This window comes from Caballeronia sp. LZ033 (assembly GCF_031451265.1).
Classification (GTDB): Bacteria; Pseudomonadota; Gammaproteobacteria; order Burkholderiales; family Burkholderiaceae; genus Caballeronia.
Map to the genome: position 1 here is coordinate 499,240 of NZ_JARUXQ010000001.1, position 23,071 is coordinate 522,310.

The following is a 23,071-nucleotide window of genomic DNA, read 5'->3' on the forward strand; positions in this document are numbered from 1 at the left end:
GGGCGATATTATAGCGCCGCGGGCCCATCCCGGCCTTCCACGGGCCGACGTGGCGGAAAGGCGAGATCGCCGAGCAGCGCGGCGGTGGTTTCGTCGAAGCGCGCCACAAGAAAATCCAGCACCGCCCGCACGCGCGGCGCCATGTAGCGGTTCGCGTGAAACAGCGCGTGCACCGGCGCCTCGTGCGTGCACCAGTCGGGCAGCACCATGCGCAGCCGGCCGGCGCGGACGTCGGCGGCGATATCCCAGATAGACTTGTGCGCGATGCCATGTCCCGTCAGCGCCCAAGCGTGGACCAGTGCGCCGTCGTTGGCTTCCCAGGAATCGGCGACCGGCATTGAGAACGTGTAGCGTTCCTCGCCGCGCGTGAACTCGAGTTCGCTGAGCGGCCCGTTCGACGTGACGACTACCACGAACTCGTGACCGACCAGTCCGGCCGGCGTGAGCGGCGTGCCGCGCCGCGCCAGATACTCCGGCGCGGCGCACAGCACGCGGCGGTTCGGCGCCAGCACGCGGGCCGCGAGACCGCTGTCGGGCGGGGCGCCGAAGCGGATCGCGAGGTCGATGTCCTCGTGCAGCAGGTTCGACACCGAATCCGACAGCGTCAACGCGAAGCTGACCTCGGGGTGCAGCGCGCGGAATGCGTCGAGCCAGCCGCGCAGCATGTTGCGCCCGAAATCCGATGTCGCCGAGATGCGCACCTTGCCGCGCACGACGTTCTGACCGGCCTGCAACGCGGCTTCGCCGTCGTCGATGGCCTGCAACGCGATCCGGCAATGTTGCAGATAGACGCGCCCTTCGTCGGTGAGGCGCAGCTGACGCGTGGTGCGCTCGAACAGCCGCGCCTGCAAGGCCTTCTCCAGCTTGATCAACCGCGCGCTCGCCGCCGCCGGCGAAAGCCCGAGCTTGCGGCCTGCCGCGGACAGGCTTCCGGCCGTCGCCGTTTCCATGAACAGGCGCATGTCGCCCAGCCGATCCATCGCCATTTTCAAATTCCGTTTGAGAATGATTCAAAGACTAGCCCAATTCTCAAACGCATGCGCGAACCGGAGAATGCGCCTTTCGGTGGTCACGGAGGTTCGGATCATGCAACTGGATCACGTCACGATCGTCGCGCCGCATTGCGACGCGTTGATGCGCTTCTTTGTCGATATCGCCGGAATGGAGGTCGGAGCGCGGCCGCCGTTCGGCGTCGGCGGTTACTGGCTGTATCTCGGCGGGCGGCCGGTGGTGCATCTGGTCGCGGCGGGCATCGATGCGCCGGCGCAGCGGCCGGGCACGGCGCGCATCGACCACGTTGCTTTGCGGATCGATGACGCCGACGAGTGGCGCTCGCTTCTCCAGCGCCTGGACTGTCACGGCTATGCCTATCAGCTTGCCGACGTTCCGCTGTCCGGCGAGCGCCAGCTGTTTGTGCAACTTGCGCCGGCCGTCGTCGTGGAATTCGTGACCACCCAATCCTGAACCGGAGCCATCATGCCCCTGCCTCTTCTTGCGCTGGCCATCAGCGCTTTCGCCATCGGCACGACGGAATTCGTCATCATGGGCCTGCTGCCCAACGTCGCGCACGATCTCTCTGTATCGATTCCATCGGCCGGCCTGCTCGTCACCGGCTACGCGCTGGGCGTCGCGGTCGGTGCGCCGCTGCTGGCCGTGCTGACGGCGCGCATGCCGCGCAAGCTCGCCTTGCAACTGCTGATGGCCGTGTTCATCGTCGGCAACGTGTTGTGCGCGGTCGCGCCAGGTTACGGCCTGCTGATGGTCGCGCGCGTCGTCACCTCGTTCGCGCACGGCTCGTTCTTCGGAATCGGAGCGGTGGTGGCGGCATCGCTGGTGCCGGCCGAGAAGCGCGCGAGCGCGATTGCGCTGATGTTCACCGGCCTCACGCTCGCCAACGTGCTGGGCGTGCCGTTCGGCACCTTCGTCGGCCAGGAACTGGGCTGGCGCGCGACGTTCTGGATTGTCGCGGGGCTGGGCGTGCTGGCCGCGCTGGGCGTGACGCTGCTGGTGCCGAACCGTCACGACGCCGCGCCGAGCGGCCTGGGCCGTGAAGTGCGCGTGCTGCGCGACCCGCAAGTGTGGCTCGCGCTGACGATGACGGTACTCGGCTTCGGCGGCGTGTTCATCGTGTTCACCTATATCGCGCCGATTCTCGAACAGGTGGGCGGCTTCTCGCCGCGCGCGGTCACGCTGATCCTGGTGCTGTTCGGCGTGGGTTTGACGATCGGCAATACGATCGGCGGCCGGCTTGCCGACCGCGCGCTGATGCGCTCGCTGATGGGCATTCTGTTCGCGCTGGCCATCGTGATGGCGGTGTTCGCGAAGACGAGTCATAGCCAGGCGGGCGCGATCCTGACGATCTTCGTGTGGGGCATCGCGGCGTTCGCGACGGTGCCGCCATTGCAGACGCGCGTCGTGGAGAAGGCGAAGGACGCACCGAACCTGGCCTCGACGCTGAACATCGGCGCGTTCAATGTGGGCAATGCCGGCGGCGCGTGGCTGGGCGGCGCGGTGCTGACGCATGGCCACGGTCTCGATGCGCTGCCGTGGGCCGCCGCCGTGGTCGCGCTCGCCGCGCTCGGGGTCACGTGGTTCGCGGCGCGTCTGGATGCGCCGCGGCGTGCTGCCGAACGTTCCGATCGTTCTGACATAAACGCTGCCGACGCCTGCTGAACGCTTATCATGTTGGCTCAACGTAATTCGAGCCAACATGATCGATCATCTCATCTGCGATTGCGACGGCGTGCTCGTCGACAGCGAAATCATCGCGGATCGCGTGATGCTGGACGTGCTCACCGAGACGTTTCCCGGCATCGACTTCAAACCGGTCGTCAAGACGGCCTTCGGCCAGCAGACTTCCCGATTCCTGGCGCAGCTCGAAAGTCGGTTCGGCATCCTGATGCCGGCCGGTTTCGTCGATACGATCGAGGCGCGCGTGGCCGTGGAACTCGCACGATCGGTCGGTCCTATCGCCGGCGTGCGCGCGGCGCTCGAAGGCTGCGGGCTGCCGGTCGCGGTGGTGTCGAACAGCCGTCTTGAGCGCGTGCGCGCTTCCGTGCGGCGCGCGGGGCTGGAGGAGATCGTCGGGGCTCGGGTGTTCAGCGCCCAGCAGGTCGAGCGGCCGAAGCCCTATCCGGATGTCTATCTGCTGGCGGCACGGACGCTCGATGTCGATCCGGCGCGCTGTCTCGTCGTGGAGGACAGCGTGGCCGGTCTGACGGCGGCACGCGCGGCGGGCATGAAGACCATTGCGTTCGTGGGCGCGAGTCATATTCCTTCCGGGTATGCGCAAGTGCTGCGCGAGACAGGCATCACGCGGATCATGGAGCATATGGACGAATTGCCCGCGCTGGTTGCCGCCGGGGTGCGTGGGGATTTTGGGGACGTGCTTTCGTAATTGGTTAGTTTTCGCGTTGGCCGGGCGGGGCGGCGCGGCGGCGAGCGCGGTGCCGCTAGCGGCACCACAAGCCATCGCACGTCGCGACGCTTCACCACGCATGGCGCGTGAAACTCCAGCATCTCCTCCGCGGGTTGAACTCACCCGTCCGCCCAGGCCTTGGCCGCCCCGACCGCCCGTTGCCAGCCCGCGAGACGCGAGGTGACTTCCTCCGCCGGCATGGAGGGCGTGAAGCGCCGTTCGAGCTGCCATTGCGCCTTGAGTTCGTTGACATCCTTCCAGTACCCGACAGCCAGTCCAGCGAGATACCCCGCGCCAAGGGCCGTGGTTTCGACGATGCGCGGCCGCGCGACCTCCACGCCGAGCAGATCAGCCTGGAACTGCATCAGCAGATCATTGGCGCACGCGCCGCCATCGACACGCAGCTCCGCGATGCGCAGGCCCGAGTCCGCTTCCATGGCTTTCAGAACGTCGACGGATTGATAGGCGATGGAGTCGAGCGCCGCGCGTGCAATGTGGCTCGCGGACGTGCCTCGCGTCACGCCGAAGAGCGTGCCGCGTGCGCGCGGGGTCCAGTGCGGCGCACCGAGCCCGGCGAACGCCGGCACGAGATACACGCCGTCGCTGTGCGGCACCTGACGGGCGAGCGGCTCGATCTCGCGTGCATGCCGGATCAGGCCCAGGCCGTCGCGCAGCCATTGCACGACCGCGCCGGCAATGAAGATGCTGCCTTCGAGCGCGTAGTTGACCTGGTCGCCGATCTGCCACGCAATGGTGGTGACGAGGTTGTTGCGCGATTCGATTGGCTGTTCGCCGGTGTTCATGACGAGAAAGCAGCCTGTGCCGTAAGTGTTCTTGACCATGCCCGACTCTGTACACATCTGGCCGAACAGTGCGGCATGCTGGTCGCCGGCCATCGACGCAAGTGGCAGATCCTGCGCGAACACGGTGCCGCGCGTGGTGCCGTACACCTCCGATGAACCGCGAACCTCGGGCAACATGCTGCGCGGGATCTCGAGCACGTCGAGCAGTTCGTCGTCCCAGCGCCGTTCGTGAATGTTGAAGAGCATCGTGCGCGAGGCATTCGTGATGTCGGTGACATGCAAGCCGCCGCGCGTGAAGTTCCAGATCAGCCAACTGTCCACGGTGCCGAAGGCGAGCCGCCCCTGGCGCGCCTTGTCTTGCGCGCCCTCAACGTTGTCCAGGATCCAGCGGATCTTGGTGGCCGAGAAGTACGAATCGATGGGCAGGCCGGTCTTGGCGCGCACCATGGCCTCGAGACCACGGCTCTTGAGTTCGTCGCAGAACGCCGCCGTGCGCCGGTCCTGCCAGACGATTGCGTTATAAAGCGGCGTACCGGTCTCGCGATCCCAGACGATGGTGGTCTCGCGCTGGTTCGTGATGCCCACGGCGGCAATCGATGACGCGCTCACCCCCGCGCGCGTGACGGCTTCAGCGGCCACGCCGGCCTGCGTGGACCAGATTTCGCGCGGGTCATGCTCCACCCAGCCCGACTGCGGATAAATCTGCTGAAATTCCTTCTGCGCGACCGCGACGATGTTGCCGCGGCGGTCGAACAGCATGGCGCGCGAACTGGTGGTCCCCTGGTCGAGCGCGAGAATGGTCTGATCCTGCATGGTGATCTCCGGGTTCGGGCGTACATCGTGCCTTGAATGTCGTCCGGGCCAATCTAACGGAGCCGGCCCGCGCGGACAACTCGGCCGAACGGCATAGGACGCGCGGACATTGCGGAGAGAAAGTCGGAAACGGCGCGATGCCTAGGCCATTTGGCCGAGTGGCGCGCCGGTGCGCTTGGACCGATACTGGCGTCACTCAATCGGAAAGGGGTGAGGGCAATGCGAGTGCGGTTTGCTTCAGGTGTGCTGGGTGTGGTGCTGCTGGCGGGGTGCGTGAGCACGCCCAGTCTCGACGGATCGCTGGGTGCGCCGTCCTTCAGCGCGCTGCAGGACATGTGCGGCGCTGCGCCGGGTGACTATGGCGCGGACGCTCCTTCAGTGTATTCGGCGTTCTTCGACGCCTATGTGGCCGAGCGTCGTGGCGGGCTGTCCAGAGAGCGCTTCTGCGCGTTCCAGGCGGAGATTGGAGAACGGTATCGCGCGTGGAAGGCCGATCCCGGGCCGGAATCGCAAAGTGCGTGGGCAACGTTCTTCCTGGATCAGCGCGCTCGCGCCTTGAGCTGGCGCGCCGCGGTCGATCCAACCTTGCGCGCCGGATGACGCGCCGGAGGTATCGGAGATTCCTTAAAGGGAAACTTGTAACGGACGCGGCTGAAGGCCACGTCCGGAGTCCTGCCGCGCGTGCTACGCGTCCTACGAATAGCGCTTGAATGCCTTGACGGTGGAGTCGCCGGTTGCCGTAAGACGCCATTGTTGACGTCCTGAGGCGAGGCTTTCGAGTTGAACGAGTTGGCGTTCAAGCAGGGCGTCGAGTTCCTGACGCTCCATGTCCACCTGATTGGGTGCTTCCTGAACCAGTAGCAGCGTGGCAAATTCGTGCGGACTCAGCATTGTGTTCTCCATGACGACCGAACGGCATAAGCAGCCGGCCTTGTAAGCCGGATCTTTTTGCTTCGAAACGTTGTACGGGGAAACTGAACAAGCGCCGGGACGCGCTGTGGTTGTGCCGCGGGCTCCGGGAATTGGGATTGTAGGCAAGTGTCAGACGAGTGCCAAACTCACAGTGAAAAATTTTGGCTTTGACTTTTCTTCTCGTCGGAAGCGGTCCTTTGCCGAAGGGAATTTGAAGAATCTACTTGAAGTGCTTGTCGCACTGCACCATTGGGTAAGGGTAGAGGCTAATCTGAACAGGCAATAAAGCTTCGTTTGTTTCATGAATCGAAATCATGAATCAAAACGGCAAACGAATTTGCTAGGGATTAAGTGCGCAATGCAAACTTCCCCCATATGACTCTCCACGCGTCTTTCGGTCATCACCATAAGCGCAAGTATTTCGGACTCGACTCAATGACTCGCTTCAACTGGCAAAACCCTTATCCCACACCGCGTCTGCCGGTGTTCGCCCGCAATATCGTGTCCACCTCGCATCCGCTTGCCGCGCAGGCCGGCCTGCGCATGTTGTGGAAGGGCGGTAACGCAGTCGATGCCGCCATCGCTGCGGCGGCGGCCATCACGGTGGTGGAGCCCGTGTCGTGTGGCCTGGGCGGAGACGCGTTCGCACTGGTCTGGGACGGCGGAAAGCTGCACGGCCTCAATGCGTCGGGCGTTTCACCGGCGGCCTGGAATCTCGACTATTTCCGCCGCAAGTACGGCGAGGACAACGGCCTGGCGCGGCAACCGAAGCGCGGCTGGGACGCGGTCACGGTGCCGGGCGTCATCGCCGGATGGGAGGCGCTGCATGCGAAGTTCGGCACGTTGCCGTTTGCAGACTTGATGGAGCCTGCCATCGAGATCGCTGAACGCGGCCACGCCGTGGCGAGCGTCGTGGCCTACAAGTGGGCGGCGGCCGTGCCTGAACTCAGGAATCAACCCGGCTTCGCGGATGTCTTCATGCCACATGGCCGCGCCCCGGAAGTGAGCGAACTCGTGCGCTTCCCCGGTCACGCGAAGACGCTGCGCATGCTCGCCGAACAAGGCCCGCGTGCGTACTACGAAGGCGAGATTGCCGAGCGCATCGCCGCGTTCGCCCGTGAAGGTGAAGCGGCGCTGACCATGGAGGATCTCCGCAACTATCGGGCGGACTGGGTCGAGCCGATCAGCAAGGACTATCGCGGCTACACGGTCCACGAGATCCCGCCGAACGGACAGGGGATCGCGGCGCTGATTGCACTCGGGATCCTCGACAAGTTCGATGTCGGCGCATTGGGCGTCGACGGCATCGAGTCGCAGCACTTGCAGATCGAGGCGATGAAGCTGGCGTTCGCGGACGTCTATCGCTACGTCGCGGACCCGCGGGCGATGGAAGTGACGCCGGAACAGATGCTCGACGACGCCTATCTCACCGAGCGCGCCAAACTCATCGATCCGTCACGCGCAACGCATTTCGACGCCGGCATGCCCAAGTCAGGCGGGACCATCTACATGTCCGTGGCCGATGAACGCGGCATGATGGTCAGCTTCATACAGTCCAATTACATGGGCTTCGGGTCGGGCGTCGTGGTGCCCGGCATGGGCATCTCGCTGCAGAACCGTGGCTGCGGCTTCTCGATGGACCCGAAGTCGGCGAATGTCGTCGCCGGCGGCAAGCGCCCGTTCCATACGATCATCCCTGCGTTCCTCACGCAGCAGGTCGAAGGCCGGCAGGAAGCCGTCATGAGCTTCGGTGTCATGGGCGGCGACATGCAGCCGCAAGGGCATCTGCAATCCGTCGTACGCATGCTCGACTACGGCCAGCAGCCGCAGGCCGCGTGCGATGCGCCACGCTGGAAAGTCAATCACGACTTCACGATCGACATCGAGTCCACGCTGGACGTCGGCACGGCGCGCGCCCTCGAAGGGCTTGGGCACCGCATCAAGTCGGTGGACGATCCGTACATGGATTTCGGTTCTGGGCAATACATCTGGAAGCTCGATCGGAATGATCCGGAACGCGGTTATGTTGCGGCTAGCGACAGCCGTCGTGACGGGCTCGCCGCCGGTTTCTGAGCAGTAAGGAAGCCGCGTCGTTGCGGTTTCCGTATATGGCGGAACGCCGCTTTCCTGCGACGACGGTCTCCGCATGGCCGTGCGCGGGCTCACGGCCGCCAACCTCCAGACACGCGCCCTTCAGCGACATTTCCATCACCCGTCCCGGCACATTTCATGCTGCATAGCAGCGACGCGCGTTGGCATTTGAGTCGTGGAAATTCTGCACATATGGAACCGATGCCGCCACGCGCGAGTCTGTCCCCCATGCCTGCAAACTCGCGGCAGGGCGGCTAAGATGCAAAACAAGCTGCTAACACATGAAGTTGAAGATGCCATGACGAATCCGGTCATGGTGTCGCCTGAAAACCTCGGCCGTCTCTTGTTGGCCGAAGGCGCGTTCAGCCCAGCCAGGAGCGCGATACATGCACACTGAAACGAGCCACGTCATGCCGTGGCGCATCGAAGACATCGATCTGTCCCGGATCGACCTTCAAAAGGCGCAATCCAACGAGCATCTTCTCTTGCTGCTGTGCGCCTGCTCGTTTATCGAGAGCGGCACGGATCTCTACACGAGCAACCTCAGCAAGTACTTTCACGACGATCCTGAAATTTCCGCCTGGCTCAACACCGAATGGGAGCCCGAGGAGATGCAGCATGGCAGGGCGCTCAGGACCTACATCAATTACGTCTGGCCGGAATTCGACTGGGACACGGCGTTCAAGAGCTTCTTCGATGAGTATTCGCTGACCTGCTCTTACGAAGCTTTCGAGAAGAAGCGCGCGCTGGAAATGGTGGCGCGCTGTGTCGTCGAAACCGGCACGGCCACGCTTTATCGTGCCATCAACGATTGCTCGGACGAACCGGTGCTGAAGGAAATCACCGACAACATCCGCACCGACGAAGTCCGCCACTACAAGCACTTTTTCCGCTTCTTCAAGAAGTGGAACAAGATCGAGGGTAATGGCCGTATCGCGGTGCTCGGTGCGTTGATCCGGCGCGTCGCCGAACTGAAAAGCGAGGATTCCGAAATCGCGCTGCGACACGTCTTCGCCGTCCGCTATCCGGAGCACGCACAGGATTCGAACTACAACCGGGAACTCTCCGCGCGCGTGAATGCGCTGGTGAGGCGCAACCTGTCGGCGGATCAGGCCATCAAGATGCTGCTCAAGCCATTGGACTTGCCCGCGCGCATCCAGCCCGGCGTTCACTATCCGCTTTCCAAGATGACGCAGTTATTCTTCCGCTAGATCGCAACGCAACCCATGATGCCGGCTCCAAGCCGGCATTTTCTTATGTCATTCACCTCATCGAAACCCGCCCTGTCGGCGCATGCCGTGTTCGACGCCTGGTCGCCGACTCTGCGCGCGTGCTTCGACGGCACGCATGTCACGGCGGCCGACCGTCTCACGGCGTCGCTGTGCGTCGCGGATGCCGATGCCCGCTGCGTGCGGACCGCGCTCCTCAGCACCGGCGAACTGTTCGCCCCCGACGAGCGCACGCTTGCCTTCGCGCTATGGCCGTCGTCGCGTACGGCGCGGGCCATCGCCGGCGGCGGACGCGCGACGCTTACCTTCGTGTTCGACGAAGCGTTCCATCAGGTTCATCTGGAAGTGCGGCACGTGCCGCTCGACGACGTGCCGCTCGCGTGCTTCGTCGGGACGATCGAGAGCGGCGACACGCAGCGCGTACCCTATGCGCGACTCACGCATGGCATTGCATTCGAACTCGAGGAAGAGGCCACGGTGCTCGCGCGCTGGCGCGAGCAGATCGAGTGGCTGAAGCGGGCGGCGAGCGCCGCCGCGTGAAGAAGGGCTGACCCGGGAGCCCGGGCCAGCAGAAGCCTTAGCGGCTGCGATCGCCCGAACGCTGCGGATCGCGGCGGCCGCCGAGCAACGCGCCCGGATTGCCGCCGGGCTTGCGCCGGTTGTCGGCGTGGCCGGCTGCTGCCGTTGCCGATTCGGCGCGACGCGGCGCCGAACCATTGCCCGTGTTCGGCTTGGAAGCGGGCTTGCCGTTGCCGTGACTGCGTCCGTCGCGCGCGGGTTGGCCGCCGTTGGCGCCATTGGCCGGCCGCGCCGCACGCGGCGCTTCACCGCTTGGGCGGCCGCCGTCGCGACGAGGCTGCTCGGCCGGACTGCGCCGTGCTTCGCTCTTTGGACGAGCGTCACCACGCGGCGCCTGCCCCTGCCGGCCCTGACCCTGACCTTGTCCCTGACCGCGCCCGCCGCCCTGGCTGCGACGCTGGATCGGCTCGGGTTTCGCATTCGGATCCGGCTCGAAGCCGGGGATCACTTCCTGCGGAATAGGCCGCTTGATGAGGCGTTCGATATCGCGCAGGAGCTGATGCTCGTCGACACACACCAGCGACACCGCCTCGCCATCCGCGCCCGCGCGTCCGGTGCGGCCGATGCGGTGCACATAGTCTTCCGGCACGTTCGGCAGATCGAAATTGACGACGTGCGGCAGTTGATCGATATCGATGCCGCGCGCCGCGATATCGGTCGCGACCAGCACCTGCAGCGTCTGGTCCTTGAATTCCGCGAGCGCGCGCGTGCGGGCCGACTGGCTCTTGTTGCCGTGAATGGCGAGCGCGCTGATGCCGTCCTTGCCGAGTTGCTCGGCAAGCCGGTTGGCGCCGTGCTTCGTGCGCGTGAACACCAGCACCTGGAACCAGTTGTGCGTGCGGATGAGGTGCGTGAGCATCTCGCGCTTGCGATCGCGATCGACCGGATGGATCTTCTGCTCGACCGTTTCAGCCGTCGTATTGCGGCGCGCTACTTCGATGAGCGCGGGCGACGCGAGCAGACTGTCGGCGAGGGCCTTGATCTCGTCGGAGAAGGTGGCCGAGAACAGCAGGTTCTGCCGCTTCGCCGGCAGACGCGCCAGCACGCGCTTGATGTCGTGGATGAAACCCATGTCGAGCATGCGATCGGCTTCGTCGAGCACGAGGATCTCGAGCTGCGACACGTCGATCGTCTTCTGCTGCATGTGATCGAGCAGCCGTCCCGGCGTCGCGACGACGATGTCCACGCCGCGGCGCAGCGCGTCGATCTGCGGATTGATGCCGACGCCGCCGAACATCACGGTCGAGCGCAGTTTCAGATATTTGCCGTAGGCACGCACGCTTTCTTCGACCTGCGCCGCGAGTTCGCGCGTCGGCGTGAGAATCAGTGCGCGCACCGGGCGCTTGGCGCCGCCCGCGGCCGGCGCGAGCTGGGACAGACGTTGCAGGATCGGCAGCGTGAAGCCGGCGGTCTTGCCCGTGCCGGTCTGGGCGCCCGCGAGCAGGTCGCCGCCCTTCAGGACGGCGGGAATCGCCTGGAGCTGAATGGGGGTGGGGATGGAGTAGCCGAGTTCGTTGACGGCGCGAAGCAGGGGTTCGGACAGGCCGAGTGAATCAAAAGACATAGATGGACATTCACTTCGTTATGTCGAACGGCGCGCATGCGAATCGGGGCTGCGGCGAACCGGAGTCCGGCCAGCAGAGCGCATGCGTGACGCTCGGAGAAATCGGGCGGCGGGCCGATTGGCGGTCAATGACCGCCCGGCAATACCGCAAGGGTCGACGTGCTATCAAGACACGTCATCTGGCGCTAAGTTGCATCGACGATAGTGCGATGCCGCGGCATCCGTCCCGCCGGAGCTCACGCGACATAGCGCGCGACGCTCACGAACTGGCACAGGCTGCCTGCCAGCACGAACAGATGCCAGATGCCATGTCCGTGCCGGATGCGCTCGTCGTTGATGAAAAACCAGATGCCGGCGGTGTAGACCAGACCGCCCGCCACCAGCCACGCGAGTCCCGCGGGCGGCAGCGCCGTCACGAGCGGATGAACGGCTACGAGCGCGAGCCAGCCCATCAGCACATAGAGCACCATCGAGACACTGCGGGTTCGGCGCCCGAGCGTCAGTTCCTGCGTGATGCCGAACACCGCGAGGCCCCAGCTCACGCCGAACAGCGACCAGCCCCACGGCCCACGCAAGGTGACCAGCGTATAGGGCGTATAGCTGCCGGCGATCAGCAGGTAGATCGCCGAGTGATCGCACTTCTGGAGTATGGCCTTGACGCGCGGTGTGCGCGCCCAGTGATACAGCGTGGAGATCACGTACAGCGCGCAGAGCATCGCACCGTATATCGCAAAGCTCACGACCTTGTAGGCATCGCCTTCGAGCGCGCCGAGCGTGACGAGCGTCGCCAGGCCCGCCACCGACAGCAAGGCGCCTATCAGATGGCTGATGCTGTTGAAACGCTCACCGACATGCATAGGAAATCCACGCGACAGGGCCGCACACGCGGCAATCACAAAACGGCCCAGCCAAAAGACAAGGGGCGCGGCCCCAACTAACGAAGGCTGCGCCCCATGGCGTATTGTACGCTGTCTAGGCGGATGACCGCCGGACATGTCAGTCGAACATCAGTCCAGCGGCGCCGAACGCAGGTTGCTGACCTGTTGCGGCGACACCGGCGTACCGTGGTTGCCCCAAGACATACGGATGTACGTCACGACCGAAGCCACTTCCGTATCCGACAGCGCCTGTGCGAACGGCGGCATGCCGTGCGGCATCGGGTTGCCTTCCGTACTCGGCGGATAACCGCCGTTGAGCGTCATGCGGATCGGGTTGACGGCCGACGGCATCTGGATGGACTGGTTGTTGGCGAGCGGCGGGTAAGCCGGCGGCTTGCCGAGACCGTTCTCCGCGTGGCACTTCGCGCAGTTCTCGGTGTACACCTTCTTGCCCAGCGTCAGCAGTTCGCCGCCGAACTTCTCGGAGGTTTCGAGCTGCATGACTTCCGGCGCTTCCTTCTTCTGCGGGATCGACTTGAGATACGTCGAGATCGCGTTGATGTCCGCGTCGGTCATGTACTGCAGGCTGTTGTGGACCACTTCGGCCATCGGACCGAACACCGCGCCGCGCTGCGACACGCCGGTCTTCAGCAGGTCGTTGATGTCCTTCAGGTCCCAGTCGCCGAGGCCGGCTTCCTTGTTCGACGTCAGCGACGGCGCATACCAGTTCTGCAGCGGGATCAGGCCGCCGGCAAAGGCCGCCGAGCTGACCGGGCCGCCCATCGCGTTGATCGACGTATGGCACATGCCGCAATGGCCGAGGCCTTCGACCAGGTACGCGCCGCGGTTCCATTCGACCGACTTGGTGGGATCGGGCTTGTACTCGCCTTCCGAGAAGAACAGCGTGCGCCAGCCGATCAGCAGGTTGCGGTTGTTGAACGGGAAGCGCAGTTCGTGCGGACGGCTCGGCTCATTGACCGGCGCGACCGAGCGCAGGTACGCGTAGATTGCATCCGAATCGGCGCGCGTGACCTTCGTGTAGCTCGTGAACGGGAAGCCCGGGTAAAGCAGGCTGCCGTCCTTCGATCGGCCCGTGTGCATCGCGCGGTAGAAGTCGTCCGACGTCCACTTGCCGATGCCGTATTGATCGTCCGGCGTGATGTTCGGCGTGAACATGGTGCCGAACGGCGTGGCCATCGGCAGGCCGCCGCCGAACTGCTTGCCGCCGCGCACCGTATGGCACGCGATACAGTCGCCGGCGCGGGCCAGATACTCGCCTTGCTTGATGAGGGCGGCCTTGTCGGCCGGCGTCGCCGCGACGGCGCCGCCCGAATGCAGGTTGTCGCCGCCCGACCAGAGGACGGCGCCGGCTGCGACGGCTGCCACCACGACAGCCGAGGAAAGTGCGAACAGGGACTTGCGTTTCATTGTGTTGTCGCTCCAGACGCCTTATTGCGGTTCGCTGCCGCAGGTGAGCGGCATCTTCAACGAGCCAGCGGGCGCGGGCACCGGGTTGGCGGGTGCTTGTTGCGTGGAGAGCCAGGCGGCGACGGCAGTGACGTCGTCGTCCGTCAGGCGCGAGGCGATCTGCTGCATGCAGTCAGGAGCCTTCGCGTGACGCGTGCCCGACTTCCATGCGCCGACCTGCGCGCTGATGTAGTCCGAATGCAGGCCGACGAGCCCCGGAATGGCCGGCTGCATGCCGGTGAGACCCTTGCCGTGGCAGGCCGCGCAAGCGGGAATGTTCTTCGAGGGATCGCCGTTCAGCACGATCTGCTGGCCGCGCGCGAGCGTGCTGCTCGACACGTTCGACTTGGCAGGCGGCGGATACGGGGGACGCTGGTTCGAGAAGTACGTGGCGATCTGATGAAGGTAGTCGTCCGAGAGGTACGTGACGAGGTAGTTCATCGGCGGATACTTGCGCCGGCCTTCGCGGAAATTCTGGAGCTGGTTGTACAGATAGTCGGCAGGCTTGCCGGCCAGACGCGGGAAGTAGTCGTTGTCCGTGCCTTCGCCGTGAACGCCGTGGCACGCGGTGCAGCCTTGCACGCGCGCGGCCATGCTGTCGGTCGCCGGCTGATTGGCCGTCTGGGCTTGCGCTTGTGCGCCGAAAACGCCGGCGCTGCTGATCAGAGCCAAGGCAAGCAGCGGACGGAAGATGCGTCTTGAAAACACGCGACACTCCATGAAATTCGGGGACCTGCCGAGCTTCGTGCGGCTCGGTGCGAAGGTGGCGAACCACGGCCACGCAGGGGACTGACAGTGGCGACAGGTGGCGGACCACGGCCACAGCGGCTCGACGAGCCTCTGATGCGACGCGGCATTCTATCATCGATGCATGATGATGACTATTTGACACAATCACGCCGTGAGTCCGGTTGCAGCGCATTCGCGACAATTTGCCGCGCAGCAGCGAACGGTTCAAAAGCCAGGCCTTGTCATTCGACAAAGACTCGACTCGGAAGCACGCTTCAGCCCTTACGATCCATGCAGTTTCGGAAGTGCATGGGCAAATTGCAAGGCGTTTTGCAGGCAATCGATGCTGTGCCGCACCGTGACCTGTCCGATCGACTTCTCCGGCCTGGTTTAGACTCGCTCCGGTTTCTCGCCAGGATCATCCTCCTGGCCATGCGCCTTCCCTTTGCTCTTGCAGTACACCTTGCACGATGAGTGACGATTCCCTCTGGTTCGCGCAGACCGCTTTCGCGGCGGCCGCGGATATCGCTTTCGCCTGCGCGCTTGGCGCCTTGATGTTCAGAGTGTGGCTGTCCCGGGAACAGGCCTTTGCGCCGCTTTCGCCGGCGCTGGCCGGCTGGCAACGGGCCGCGCGCATCGGGGCCGGCGCCGCGAGCGTGCTCGTGCTGTGCAGCTTTGCGTCGCTCTGGCTGGAAGCAGCGGCGATGAGCGGCGCGCCGGTCCTCGAGGCCGGCGCCTCGCTGTGGCTCGTGGCCACGGGCACGCATGCGGGTATCGGCGGATCGGTCAGTCTGGCGGGCAGCGTGCTGTTGTGGCTTGCCGCCGTGTCGGACCGGCCGGCATCGGCAGCGCGGACGGGACTGGCAGCGTGCGCGGTGCTGATCGTGGCGGCGGGCAAGTCGGCGGTCGGCCATGCGGCCGACGCCGGCGCGTTCTCCGCGGCCGAAGCCGTGCAGGCGCTTCATCTGCTTGCAACGGCTGGATGGGGCGGCGTGGTCATCGCGGGCGCGTGGGTGTTGCCGGCGCTGGATACATCGACGGCGCGCGCAACGCTGATCCGCCTGACGGCGCGCATGTCGCGCGCGGCGATGGTTGCCGTGGCGCTGGTCATCGCGACGGGCGCGTTCAATGCGTGGCGCGGCACCGGCGGCTCGCCGGGTGTGCTCATGTCGAGCGCATGGGGTCACGCGCTGCTCGTCAAACTTGGCTTGATCGCGGTGGCGCTGCTGCTCGGCGCGCTGAACCGCTGGTCGGGATTGCCGCGTTTGCAACGCAGCGCGGCGACAGCGGATGCGCACACGGTCATCAACGTCCTGCGCCTCGAAGCATTGCTGATGGCCGGCGTGTTCGTCGCCGCGGCCGTGTTGTCTCACAGCGTGCCGGGCGCGTCGCTCGCGGGTTGAGCGGCTGGCCGCGCCTGTTCGACTCTCCGCCTATTCGTACCCGAGCCGGTGACTGACGATCGGCGCACAGAACAGTGCCACCGCGCAGCCGATGACCTTCCCCTGCAATTCGACGAAGGCCAGGTGCGAGTCGCTATAAAAGATGACTTCGAGCAGTTGCGGCAAGCAGAACACCGCCGCCGCGCCGATGAAACAGCGCGTCACCCGCGTGATGCGCCATCCGCGCTGGGCGCCGATGCCCGCTGCCACCACGCGCGCCACCCCGAGCGCGACGAGTGAACCGACTGCCAGCTGGGCCCGAACGTACTCGTCGGGAAGAACTTGCCACATGATCGTTCTCGCTGTTTTTTAGTGACTGTTGTCGAGCATAGCCGCAAGAAGCTCGCCAGTATGTACGAGAAAACGCAATTCGTGGGCAGGATATGCAGGGCCGGAGCGTGCGGCCCGCAGCGCGTCAGAAGGTGTGTTCCGGACCGGGGAAGCTGCCGTCCTTGACCGCGCGGACATAGGCCTCGACGCCGGCGAAGATGTTCGGCTGACCCTGCATGAAATCCTTCACGAAGCGCGGACGCTTGCCATGAAAGATGCCGAGCATGTCGTGCAGCACGAGCACCTGTCCGGAACAGTCGATACCCGCGCCGATGCCGATCGTCGGAATGGCGAGGCCCTGCGTCACGTCACGGGCGAGCAGAGTGGGCACGGCTTCGATCACGAGCAGTTGCGCGCCCGCTTCCTGGAGCGCGAGGGCGTCGCGCTTCATGCGTTCGGCCGCGGCGTCCGATTTGCCCTGCACCTTGAAGCCGCCGAACGCATGCACCGATTGCGGCGTCAGGCCAACATGCCCGCACACCGGAATCGACCGTTCGACGAGAAAGCGCACCGTTTCCGCGAGCCACTCGCCGCCTTCGATCTTCACCATCTGCGCGCCCGCGCGCATCAGCTTGACGGCGTGACCAAAGGCTTCTTCCTTCGAGCCGAGCGTGCCGAACGGCATGTCGGCGACGATCAGCGCGCTCTTGTTGCCGCGCGTCACCGAGGCCGTGTGATAGGCGATGTCGTCCACCGTCACCGGCAGCGTCGTGCCGTGACCTTGCAGCACGTTGCCGAGCGAGTCGCCGATCAGCAGCACATCGACGCCCGCGCGGTCGAGCAGCGCGGCGAAGCTCGCGTCGTAGCAGGTCAGCATCGCGATGCGTTCGCCTGCCTCGCGCATGGCCTGGAGCTTGGGGACGGTGATCGTCGAGCGATTCGTTTCCTGCAGGTACGTCATGATGGTTTCACTGGAGAGGAGAAAGGGCGCCGTTGCATCACTACGCCGTCATGCGCTCACGCCGACACGCCCTTGACAAAGAATTCCTTGCGCCCGCGCATGCTGTCGATGCGCTCCAGAAGCAAGGCGAGATCTTCATCCGACGCGAGCGGATTCAGATGTTCCGCGTTCACGGTGAGCAGCGGCGTCGCGTCGTAGTGATAGAAGAACTCGTTGTAGGCGTCGCACAGCGCGCGCAGATAGGCGTCGGAGATCTGCAGTTCCATCGGCAGCGCGCGCTTTTGAATGCGCGAGAACAGCACTTCGGGACTGGCCTGCAGATAGATGACGAGATCGGGCGCGGGACCGCTGGCGTGCAGACGGCCCGCGATGTCCTTGTACAACTGGAACTCATCGTCGCTCAGCGTGAGGCGCGCGAACAGTTCGCTCTTCTGCGTGACGAAGTCGGCCATCAGCGGCGTGCCGCTCGCGACGATGCCGGTGGCCTCCGCTGCCTGCGCCGTGCGCTGCAACGCAAAGCTCAGTTGCGTGGCGAGCGCGTGGCGCGTCGTGTCGCGATAGAAGCGTTCGAGAAACGGGTTGTCCTGCGGACGCTCGAACAGCGTGCGCATCGACCAGCGTTCGGCGAGCAGCGTGGCAAGCGTGGTCTTGCCGACGCCGATCGGCCCTTCGATCGCAATGTAGCGATGCGGCGGCTTGAGTTGCGGCGCGGTGACGGTCAGAGGCGGGACGCTCATCGGCAATCGGTCTTGTTGGAGGCGGCGGGATTCGCGCCGCGCGCGGGTGAGCCGGCCATGCACTGGCAGGCGGCGACTTTCTCGATGCGCTGCTCGACGACGGCCGCCATGAAGGCATCCGCGCGGCCGCGCTGGGGCAGGATGAGATCGGGTTCGAGTTCGATGAGCGGCACCAGCACGAAGGCGCGCTCGGTCATGCGCGGATGCGGCACGACGAGATCCGGTTCGTCGACGCTCGATGCGCCATACAGCAGGATGTCGAGATCGAGCGTGCGCGGCGCGTTGCGATACGGCCGCTCGCGTCCGAACTGCTCTTCGATGCCGTGGCACAGACGCAGCAGCGCGCGGGCGGGCAGGCTGGTCTCGAGCTTGACGACGCAGTTGAAGTAGTCGTCGCCGGTGGCGTCGATGGGCGCAGTCCGGTAGAGGCTCGACTTCGCGAGCACGGTGATCGTGTGCTGCTGGGCGAGACACACGACGGCGTCTTTCAGGGTCTGGCGCGCATCGCCGAGATTCGCTCCCAGGCCCAGATAAGCAATCGTCATGGCAGAAGTCCTACGCGTGGGTCTCAGCAAAAGCAGAAGCGGACAAGCGACACACTCAGGCGATGTCGCTCTGCGCTACTTTAACCAAAACCTGCGTCATGCGTTGTCCGCGTCTTCGCGCCTGCTTGCGTTGTCCGGTGCGGGGCCGTCAACACTGCCTGAATTCATTTCGGTTTGCGGACCGGCTGCGGCGGCATCGCCCGAACGGCGCTTGGCATTGCTGCGGCGGCGCCGCTTCTTCGGGCCGCTGCTTTCCTTGCCGCCTTGCGTGAGCAGGCCTTCACGTGCAACGTGATCGCTCTCGATGAAGTCGCTCCACCATTGACCGATCTCCGCATCGAGTTCGCCCGATTCGCAACGCAGCAGCAGGAAATCATACCCCGCCCGGAAGCGCGGGTGTTCGAGCAGCTTCAGCGCACTGCGGCCGCGTTTTTCCAGCCGGTGCTGAAGACCCCAGATCTCGCGCATGTCGGACGAGAAGCGCTTGTGGATCGCGAGCTTCTCGGTCTGCATGTCGAGCACGTCGTCCATCGCGCGATGCAGCGCCGGCACCGGATACTCGCCGTTCGCCGTGTATTGCTGCCAGCGGGTCTGCACGTCGTGCCACAACAGCGTGGCGAACAGGAAGCCCGGCGACACCGGCTTGCCCGCGCGCACGCGTTCGTCGGTGCTGGTGAGCGCGAGCGTGACGAACTTCTCGCCGTGCGGCTGTTCGAGCACTACGTCGAGCAAGGGCAGCACGCCATGATGCAGACCTTCCTGACGCAGCCGCGTGAGACACGCGAGCGCGTGGCCGGACAGCAGCAGCTTGAGCATTTCATCGAACAGACGCGCGGCCGGCACGTTGTTCATCAGGTCGGCGAGTTCCTTGATCGGCGCGCGCGTGGCTTCGTCAATCTCGAAACCGAGCTTCGCCGCGAAGCGCACCACGCGCAGCATGCGCACCGGGTCCTCGCGATAACGCGTGGCCGGGTCGCCGATCATGCGCAGCAGGCGCGCGCGGATGTCGGCCATGCCGTCGTGATAGTCCAGCACGGTCTGCGTGGCCGGATCGTAGTACATCGCGTTGATGGTGAAGTCGCGGCGCGTGGCGTCCTCGTGCTGCTCGCCCCAGACGTTGTCGCGCAGCACGCGGCCGCTCGCATCCACGGCGTGCGTGCGGCTGTCGAGTTCACCGCGCTTCAGCCGGCGCGGCGGCTCGGCGGCGGGTTCCGGCGGCGCGTCCATCAGCGCGCGGAAGGTCGAGGTCTCGATGATGTCCTGTCCGAACTGCACGTGCACGATCTGAAAGCGCCGGCCGATGATGCGCGCGCGGCGGAACAGCTTCTGCACCTGGTCGGGGGTCGCGTCGGTGGCGACGTCGAAGTCCTTGGGCGCGACGCCGAGCAACAGGTCGCGCACCGCGCCGCCGACGATGAACGCGCGATGCCCCGCATGCTGCAGGCCGTCGGTGACGCGCACGGCGTTCTTCGAGATCAGCGACGGATCGATGCCGTGGATCTCCGACGACAGGATGACCGGCACGCTCGGGTCGCGCCGGGGCGGCGCGGCGGCTTTCTTGCGCGGGCTTCTGCTGGCGGGGCGGGCAGGGCGGGCGTCGGGCGAAGCTGTCGGCGTGTCGTTGGGCGCGGTCCCGATGGATTCGGCGCTTTCTTGCCCGAACAGCTTGCGGATGAGTTTTTTAATCACGTGTGTCGAAGAGATTCAGAATGCGCCAGCCTCGGGCTTGCGCATGCGCGCGCAGGGTGTCGTCGGGATTGGTGGCGACGGGGTCGGTGACGCGCTCGAGGAGCGGGATGTCGTTATGCGAGTCGCTGTAGAAGAAGCTGTGCTTGAAGTCGTCGAGCGTCTTGCCGAGCGTGGCGAGCCACTGCTCCACGCGCACGATCTTGCCCTCGCGATAGCTCGGCGTGCCGGTCGGCTTGCCGGTGAGCGCGCCGTGCGGATGATCGTCGACGGTTTCGACTTCGCAGGCGATCAGCGTTTCGATGCCGAAGGCCTCGGCGATCGGCGCGGTGATGAACGCGTTGGTCGCGGTGACGAGACAGCAGAGGTCGCCGTTGTCCTGATGCTCGCGCACCAGCGTGACGGCGGACGGCACGATGCGCGGGTTGATCACTTCCTGCATGAACTGCGCGTGCCAGTCGGTGAGCTGCGCGCGCGAATATTTCGCGAGCGGCGCGAGCATGGCATGCAGATAGGCGTTGATGTCGAGCACGCCCGCCTTGTAGTCGGCGTAGAAGGCATCGTTCTGGCGCGCGAAGGAATCCGCGTCGACGATGCCCAGCTTCACCATGAAGCGGCCCCATTCGTGGTCGCTGTCGGTGGGGATGAGCGTGTGGTCGAGATCAAAGAGGGCGAGGTTCATGGGTGCGCATTTTACTTGAAGCGGGTCGGATCGTTGTCCGGGGCGGCGGGCGGCGCATCCGGACCGGACGGCTCGCCGGGCAGGTCGGCCGGCGCGCCGCGTCCGCCCTGTTGCAGCATGGCGCGCAGCAGCGGGCGCGTCACCGCGCGTTTCTGTTCGAGCGAGAAGCGGTCGAGTTCGTCGAGCAGCGCCATCAGGCTCGGCATGTCGCGGCGAAAATGCGTGAGCAGGTAGCCCGGCACGTCGTCCGCCAGCACGATGCCGCGCTCGCGCGCCGCGTGCTTCAGCACGGCGGCCTTGGCGTCGTCGGAGAGCGGCTGGAGATGGAACACGAGACCCCAGCCAAGCCGGGTGCGCAGGTCTTCGCGCACCGTGAGCGCGAGCGGCGCGTCGTTGCCGGTTGCGACCAGCGCGCTCAGCGGATGCGCGCGCACTTCGTTGAACAGGTTGAAGAGGGCGATCTGCTGGGCGGGTGAAAGGACATCGCAATCGTCGACGGCATAGAGCGTCACGCGCGGATCGAAGTTGAACGCGTTGAGGGCGCTTTGCGGGCTCATATAGCGCGCGTGGCCGCTGGCTTCGTGGATCAGCGCCTGCAGCAAGTGACTGCGGCCGCTGCCCGGCTCGCCCCAGATATAGAACGTGCGGTCGGCGACCGGTCCGGCCGCGAGCGCGCCTTCGAGGTCGCGCAGCCGCGAAATCAGTTCGTGATTGCCGGTGGCGAAGAAGTTGGCGAAGGTGGCGGGCGGCGGCGTGCCGAGATCGAGCGTCAGTTGGCGTTGCACGGGAATCGGAGTCGTCGGGCCTGGGGTCGGGCAGGTTTCGAAACGTGCGGCCAGGCCGCGCGGGTGCGCGACGCGGGCAGGCGGCGCGGATGAGCGACGCGGTGGTGCAGGATAACCGCCGCCGGCCGTGCGCGCGCCGTAACGGGCGCGACGCACGGCCGCGCCGGAGTCCGGGGCGCCGCTGCCGCAGCGATGCTCGCGCGTGGCAACAGCGTGAGAATCGGTCGGCGGGTCATCATCGGGTAAAATCGCATTTTACCGACCTTCTCGCACCTCCCCCATGAATCAGCCGAAATCCACCCCGGAAACCCAAGGTTTGTCTTACCGCGACGCGGGCGTGGACATCGACGCCGGCGACGCGCTCGTCGATCGCATCAAGCCCTTTGCCAAGAAGACGTTGCGTGATGGCGTGCTGGGCGGCATCGGCGGATTCGGCGCGCTGTTCGAGGTGCCGAAGAAGTACAAGGAGCCGGTGCTCGTGTCGGGCACGGACGGCGTCGGCACCAAGCTGCGTCTCGCGTTCACGCTGAACCGCCACGACACCGTGGGCCAGGATCTCGTCGCGATGAGCGTCAACGACATCCTCGTGCAGGGCGCCGAGCCGTTGTTCTTCCTCGATTACTTCGCCTGCGGCAAGCTGGACGTGGACACGGCAGCGGACGTCGTGAAGGGCATCGCGCGGGGCTGCGAACTGGCGGGCTGCGCGCTGATCGGTGGCGAGACGGCGGAAATGCCAGGCATGTATCCCGACGGCGAATACGACCTCGCGGGTTTCGCGGTGGGCGCGGTGGAGAAGAGCAAGATCATCGACGGCAGCACGATCAAGCCGGGCGACGTGGTGCTGGGGCTGGCGTCGAGCGGCATCCATTCGAACGGCTATTCGCTGGTGCGCAAGATCATCGAGCGCGCGAATCCGGACCTGAACGCCGACTTCGACGGCCGCACGCTCGCCGACGCGCTGATGGCGCCCACGCGCATCTACGTGAAGCCGCTGTTGCAGGCGATGCAGAGCATCACGGTGAAGGGCATGGCGCACATCACCGGCGGCGGGCTGGTGGAGAACATTCCGCGCGTGCTGCGCGACGGGCTGACGGCGGAACTGGATCACCGCGCCTGGCCGTTGCCGCCGCTGTTCGCGTGGCTGCAGAAGCATGGCGGCGTCGCGGATGCGGAAATGCATCGGGTGTTCAACTGCGGTATCGGCATGGCGGTGATCGTCGCGGCGGAAGATGCGGAAGCGGCCATCGGTCTGTTGTCGGGCGCGGGCGAGCAGGTCTGGAAGATCGGCGTCGTGCGCGAAAGTCAGGCGGGCGAGGCGCAGACGGTGGTGGTTTGAGGCTGGTGGGCTGTTCAGTCTGAATGAGAGAAACCCTCGCGCTTTTGAACTGACCCCGCAAAGTTGGACAGTTTTGGGCTAGGGCCGTGAGGGCTGAGTTCTGTACATCACAGGACTCAGCCCTTTTAGCTTCAGCTTGATGCG

At 65.3% G+C, this 23,071-nt stretch carries 23 protein-coding genes; 9 read left to right on the top strand and 14 right to left on the bottom strand.

Going from position 1 to position 23,071, the window contains the following annotated elements:
- Nucleotides 1-8 precede the first annotated feature (8 nt).
- Nucleotides 9-980, bottom strand: coding sequence for a LysR family transcriptional regulator (locus tag QCE62_RS02395; RefSeq protein WP_309919557.1), 972 nt, complete (start codon nt 978-980; stop codon nt 9-11).
- Nucleotides 981-1,086: 106 nt separating this feature from the next.
- Between QCE62_RS02395 and QCE62_RS02400 the strand changes: the two genes are divergently transcribed.
- The 3 genes from QCE62_RS02400 to QCE62_RS02410 are packed head-to-tail and all read left to right on the top strand — an operon-like array spanning nt 1,087 to nt 3,397.
- Nucleotides 1,087-1,464 (top strand): VOC family protein, encoded by a 378-nt coding sequence (locus QCE62_RS02400; protein ID WP_309913876.1) that lies wholly within the window; start codon nt 1,087-1,089, stop codon nt 1,462-1,464.
- A gap of 12 nt (nt 1,465-1,476) precedes the next feature.
- Nucleotides 1,477-2,673, top strand: a complete 1,197-nt coding sequence (locus QCE62_RS02405; protein WP_309913879.1) for an MFS transporter — start codon at nt 1,477-1,479, stop codon at nt 2,671-2,673.
- 37 nt (nt 2,674-2,710) lie between these two features.
- A complete protein-coding gene (locus QCE62_RS02410; protein WP_309913882.1) occupies nt 2,711-3,397 on the top strand; it encodes an HAD family hydrolase in 687 nt (228 codons plus the stop codon).
- A gap of 140 nt (nt 3,398-3,537) precedes the next feature.
- On the opposite strand, the gene glpK is transcribed toward QCE62_RS02410, so the two are convergent.
- Nucleotides 3,538-5,034 carry a glycerol kinase GlpK gene (gene glpK / locus QCE62_RS02415; protein ID WP_309913885.1) on the bottom strand — a complete coding sequence of 499 codons (1,497 nt, stop codon included), beginning with the start codon at nt 5,032-5,034 and terminating at the stop codon, nt 3,538-3,540.
- Nucleotides 5,035-5,253: 219 nt separating this feature from the next.
- On the opposite strand from glpK, the gene QCE62_RS02420 reads away from it, so the two are divergent.
- Complete coding sequence (locus tag QCE62_RS02420) at nt 5,254-5,634, top strand: hypothetical protein (RefSeq protein WP_309913888.1); 381 nt, start codon at nt 5,254-5,256, stop codon at nt 5,632-5,634.
- 93 nt (nt 5,635-5,727) lie between these two features.
- On the opposite strand, the gene QCE62_RS02425 is transcribed toward QCE62_RS02420, so the two are convergent.
- Entirely contained in the window at nt 5,728-5,925 is a 198-nt protein-coding gene (locus tag QCE62_RS02425) for a hypothetical protein (RefSeq protein WP_309807295.1), read from the bottom strand.
- 456 nt (nt 5,926-6,381) lie between these two features.
- Here QCE62_RS02425 and QCE62_RS02430 point away from each other — a divergent pair, with 456 nt between their 5' ends.
- The 3 genes from QCE62_RS02430 to QCE62_RS02440 all read left to right on the top strand — a co-directional run bounded on the left by QCE62_RS02430 (nt 6,382) and on the right by QCE62_RS02440 (nt 9,806).
- Nucleotides 6,382-8,019 (top strand): gamma-glutamyltransferase family protein, encoded by a 1,638-nt coding sequence (locus QCE62_RS02430; RefSeq protein ID WP_309913891.1) that lies wholly within the window; start codon nt 6,382-6,384, stop codon nt 8,017-8,019.
- Nucleotides 8,020-8,423: 404 nt separating this feature from the next.
- Complete coding sequence (locus tag QCE62_RS02435) at nt 8,424-9,248, top strand: ferritin-like domain-containing protein (protein ID WP_309913895.1); 825 nt, start codon at nt 8,424-8,426, stop codon at nt 9,246-9,248.
- 45 nt (nt 9,249-9,293) lie between these two features.
- Nucleotides 9,294-9,806, top strand: a complete 513-nt coding sequence (locus QCE62_RS02440) for a hypothetical protein (RefSeq protein WP_309913898.1) — start codon at nt 9,294-9,296, stop codon at nt 9,804-9,806.
- A 37-nt stretch (nt 9,807-9,843) separates the two neighbouring features.
- Here the strand turns inward: QCE62_RS02440 and QCE62_RS02445 are convergent, their stop codons facing one another.
- From QCE62_RS02445 to QCE62_RS02460, 4 genes are all read right to left on the bottom strand, one after another.
- Complete coding sequence (locus tag QCE62_RS02445) at nt 9,844-11,409, bottom strand: DEAD/DEAH box helicase (protein ID WP_309913901.1); 1,566 nt, start codon at nt 11,407-11,409, stop codon at nt 9,844-9,846.
- Between the two features lie 236 nt (nt 11,410-11,645).
- The gene (gene trhA / locus QCE62_RS02450) at nt 11,646-12,266 is read right to left on the bottom strand and encodes a PAQR family membrane homeostasis protein TrhA (protein ID WP_309807302.1); all 621 of its coding nucleotides are present in this window, start codon (nt 12,264-12,266) and stop codon (nt 11,646-11,648) included.
- Between the two features lie 150 nt (nt 12,267-12,416).
- Nucleotides 12,417-13,715: a cytochrome c gene (locus QCE62_RS02455; RefSeq protein WP_309913903.1), complete on the bottom strand. Its 1,299-nt coding sequence runs from the start codon at nt 13,713-13,715 to the stop codon at nt 12,417-12,419.
- 21 nt (nt 13,716-13,736) lie between these two features.
- Nucleotides 13,737-14,474 (bottom strand): c-type cytochrome, encoded by a 738-nt coding sequence (locus tag QCE62_RS02460; RefSeq protein WP_309807306.1) that lies wholly within the window; start codon nt 14,472-14,474, stop codon nt 13,737-13,739.
- Nucleotides 14,475-14,953: 479 nt separating this feature from the next.
- On the opposite strand from QCE62_RS02460, the gene QCE62_RS02465 reads away from it, so the two are divergent.
- Nucleotides 14,954-15,886: a CopD family protein gene (locus tag QCE62_RS02465; protein ID WP_309913906.1), complete on the top strand. Its 933-nt coding sequence runs from the start codon at nt 14,954-14,956 to the stop codon at nt 15,884-15,886.
- Between the two features lie 30 nt (nt 15,887-15,916).
- Here the strand turns inward: QCE62_RS02465 and QCE62_RS02470 are convergent, their stop codons facing one another.
- The 7 genes from QCE62_RS02470 to hda form a co-directional block, all read right to left on the bottom strand.
- Entirely contained in the window at nt 15,917-16,216 is a 300-nt protein-coding gene (locus tag QCE62_RS02470) for a hypothetical protein (protein ID WP_309913909.1), read from the bottom strand.
- Between the two features lie 124 nt (nt 16,217-16,340).
- Nucleotides 16,341-17,156 carry a 3-methyl-2-oxobutanoate hydroxymethyltransferase gene (gene panB, locus QCE62_RS02475; RefSeq protein ID WP_309913912.1) on the bottom strand — a complete coding sequence of 272 codons (816 nt, stop codon included), beginning with the start codon at nt 17,154-17,156 and terminating at the stop codon, nt 16,341-16,343.
- Between the two features lie 56 nt (nt 17,157-17,212).
- Nucleotides 17,213-17,893 carry a deoxynucleoside kinase gene (locus QCE62_RS02480; RefSeq protein ID WP_309913915.1) on the bottom strand — a complete coding sequence of 227 codons (681 nt, stop codon included), beginning with the start codon at nt 17,891-17,893 and terminating at the stop codon, nt 17,213-17,215.
- On the bottom strand, nt 17,890-18,438 hold the full coding sequence (folK, locus tag QCE62_RS02485) for a 2-amino-4-hydroxy-6-hydroxymethyldihydropteridine diphosphokinase (RefSeq protein WP_309913917.1): 549 nt from the start codon (nt 18,436-18,438) through the stop codon (nt 17,890-17,892). The genes QCE62_RS02480 and folK overlap by 4 nt, the downstream gene beginning before the upstream one ends.
- A 96-nt stretch (nt 18,439-18,534) precedes the next feature.
- Nucleotides 18,535-20,127: a polynucleotide adenylyltransferase PcnB gene (gene pcnB, locus QCE62_RS02490; RefSeq protein WP_309913918.1), complete on the bottom strand. Its 1,593-nt coding sequence runs from the start codon at nt 20,125-20,127 to the stop codon at nt 18,535-18,537.
- On the bottom strand, nt 20,120-20,806 hold the full coding sequence (locus QCE62_RS02495) for an HAD family hydrolase (RefSeq protein WP_309807314.1): 687 nt from the start codon (nt 20,804-20,806) through the stop codon (nt 20,120-20,122). Before QCE62_RS02495 ends, pcnB begins: the two co-directional genes overlap by 8 nt.
- Before the next feature lie 11 nt (nt 20,807-20,817).
- Nucleotides 20,818-21,597, bottom strand: coding sequence for a DnaA regulatory inactivator Hda (gene hda / locus QCE62_RS02500; RefSeq protein ID WP_309919560.1), 780 nt, complete (start codon nt 21,595-21,597; stop codon nt 20,818-20,820).
- Between the two features lie 274 nt (nt 21,598-21,871).
- On the opposite strand from hda, the gene purM reads away from it, so the two are divergent.
- A complete protein-coding gene (gene purM, locus QCE62_RS02505; RefSeq protein WP_309913924.1) occupies nt 21,872-22,927 on the top strand; it encodes a phosphoribosylformylglycinamidine cyclo-ligase in 1,056 nt (351 codons plus the stop codon).
- Nucleotides 22,928-23,071: the final 144 nt, after the last annotated feature.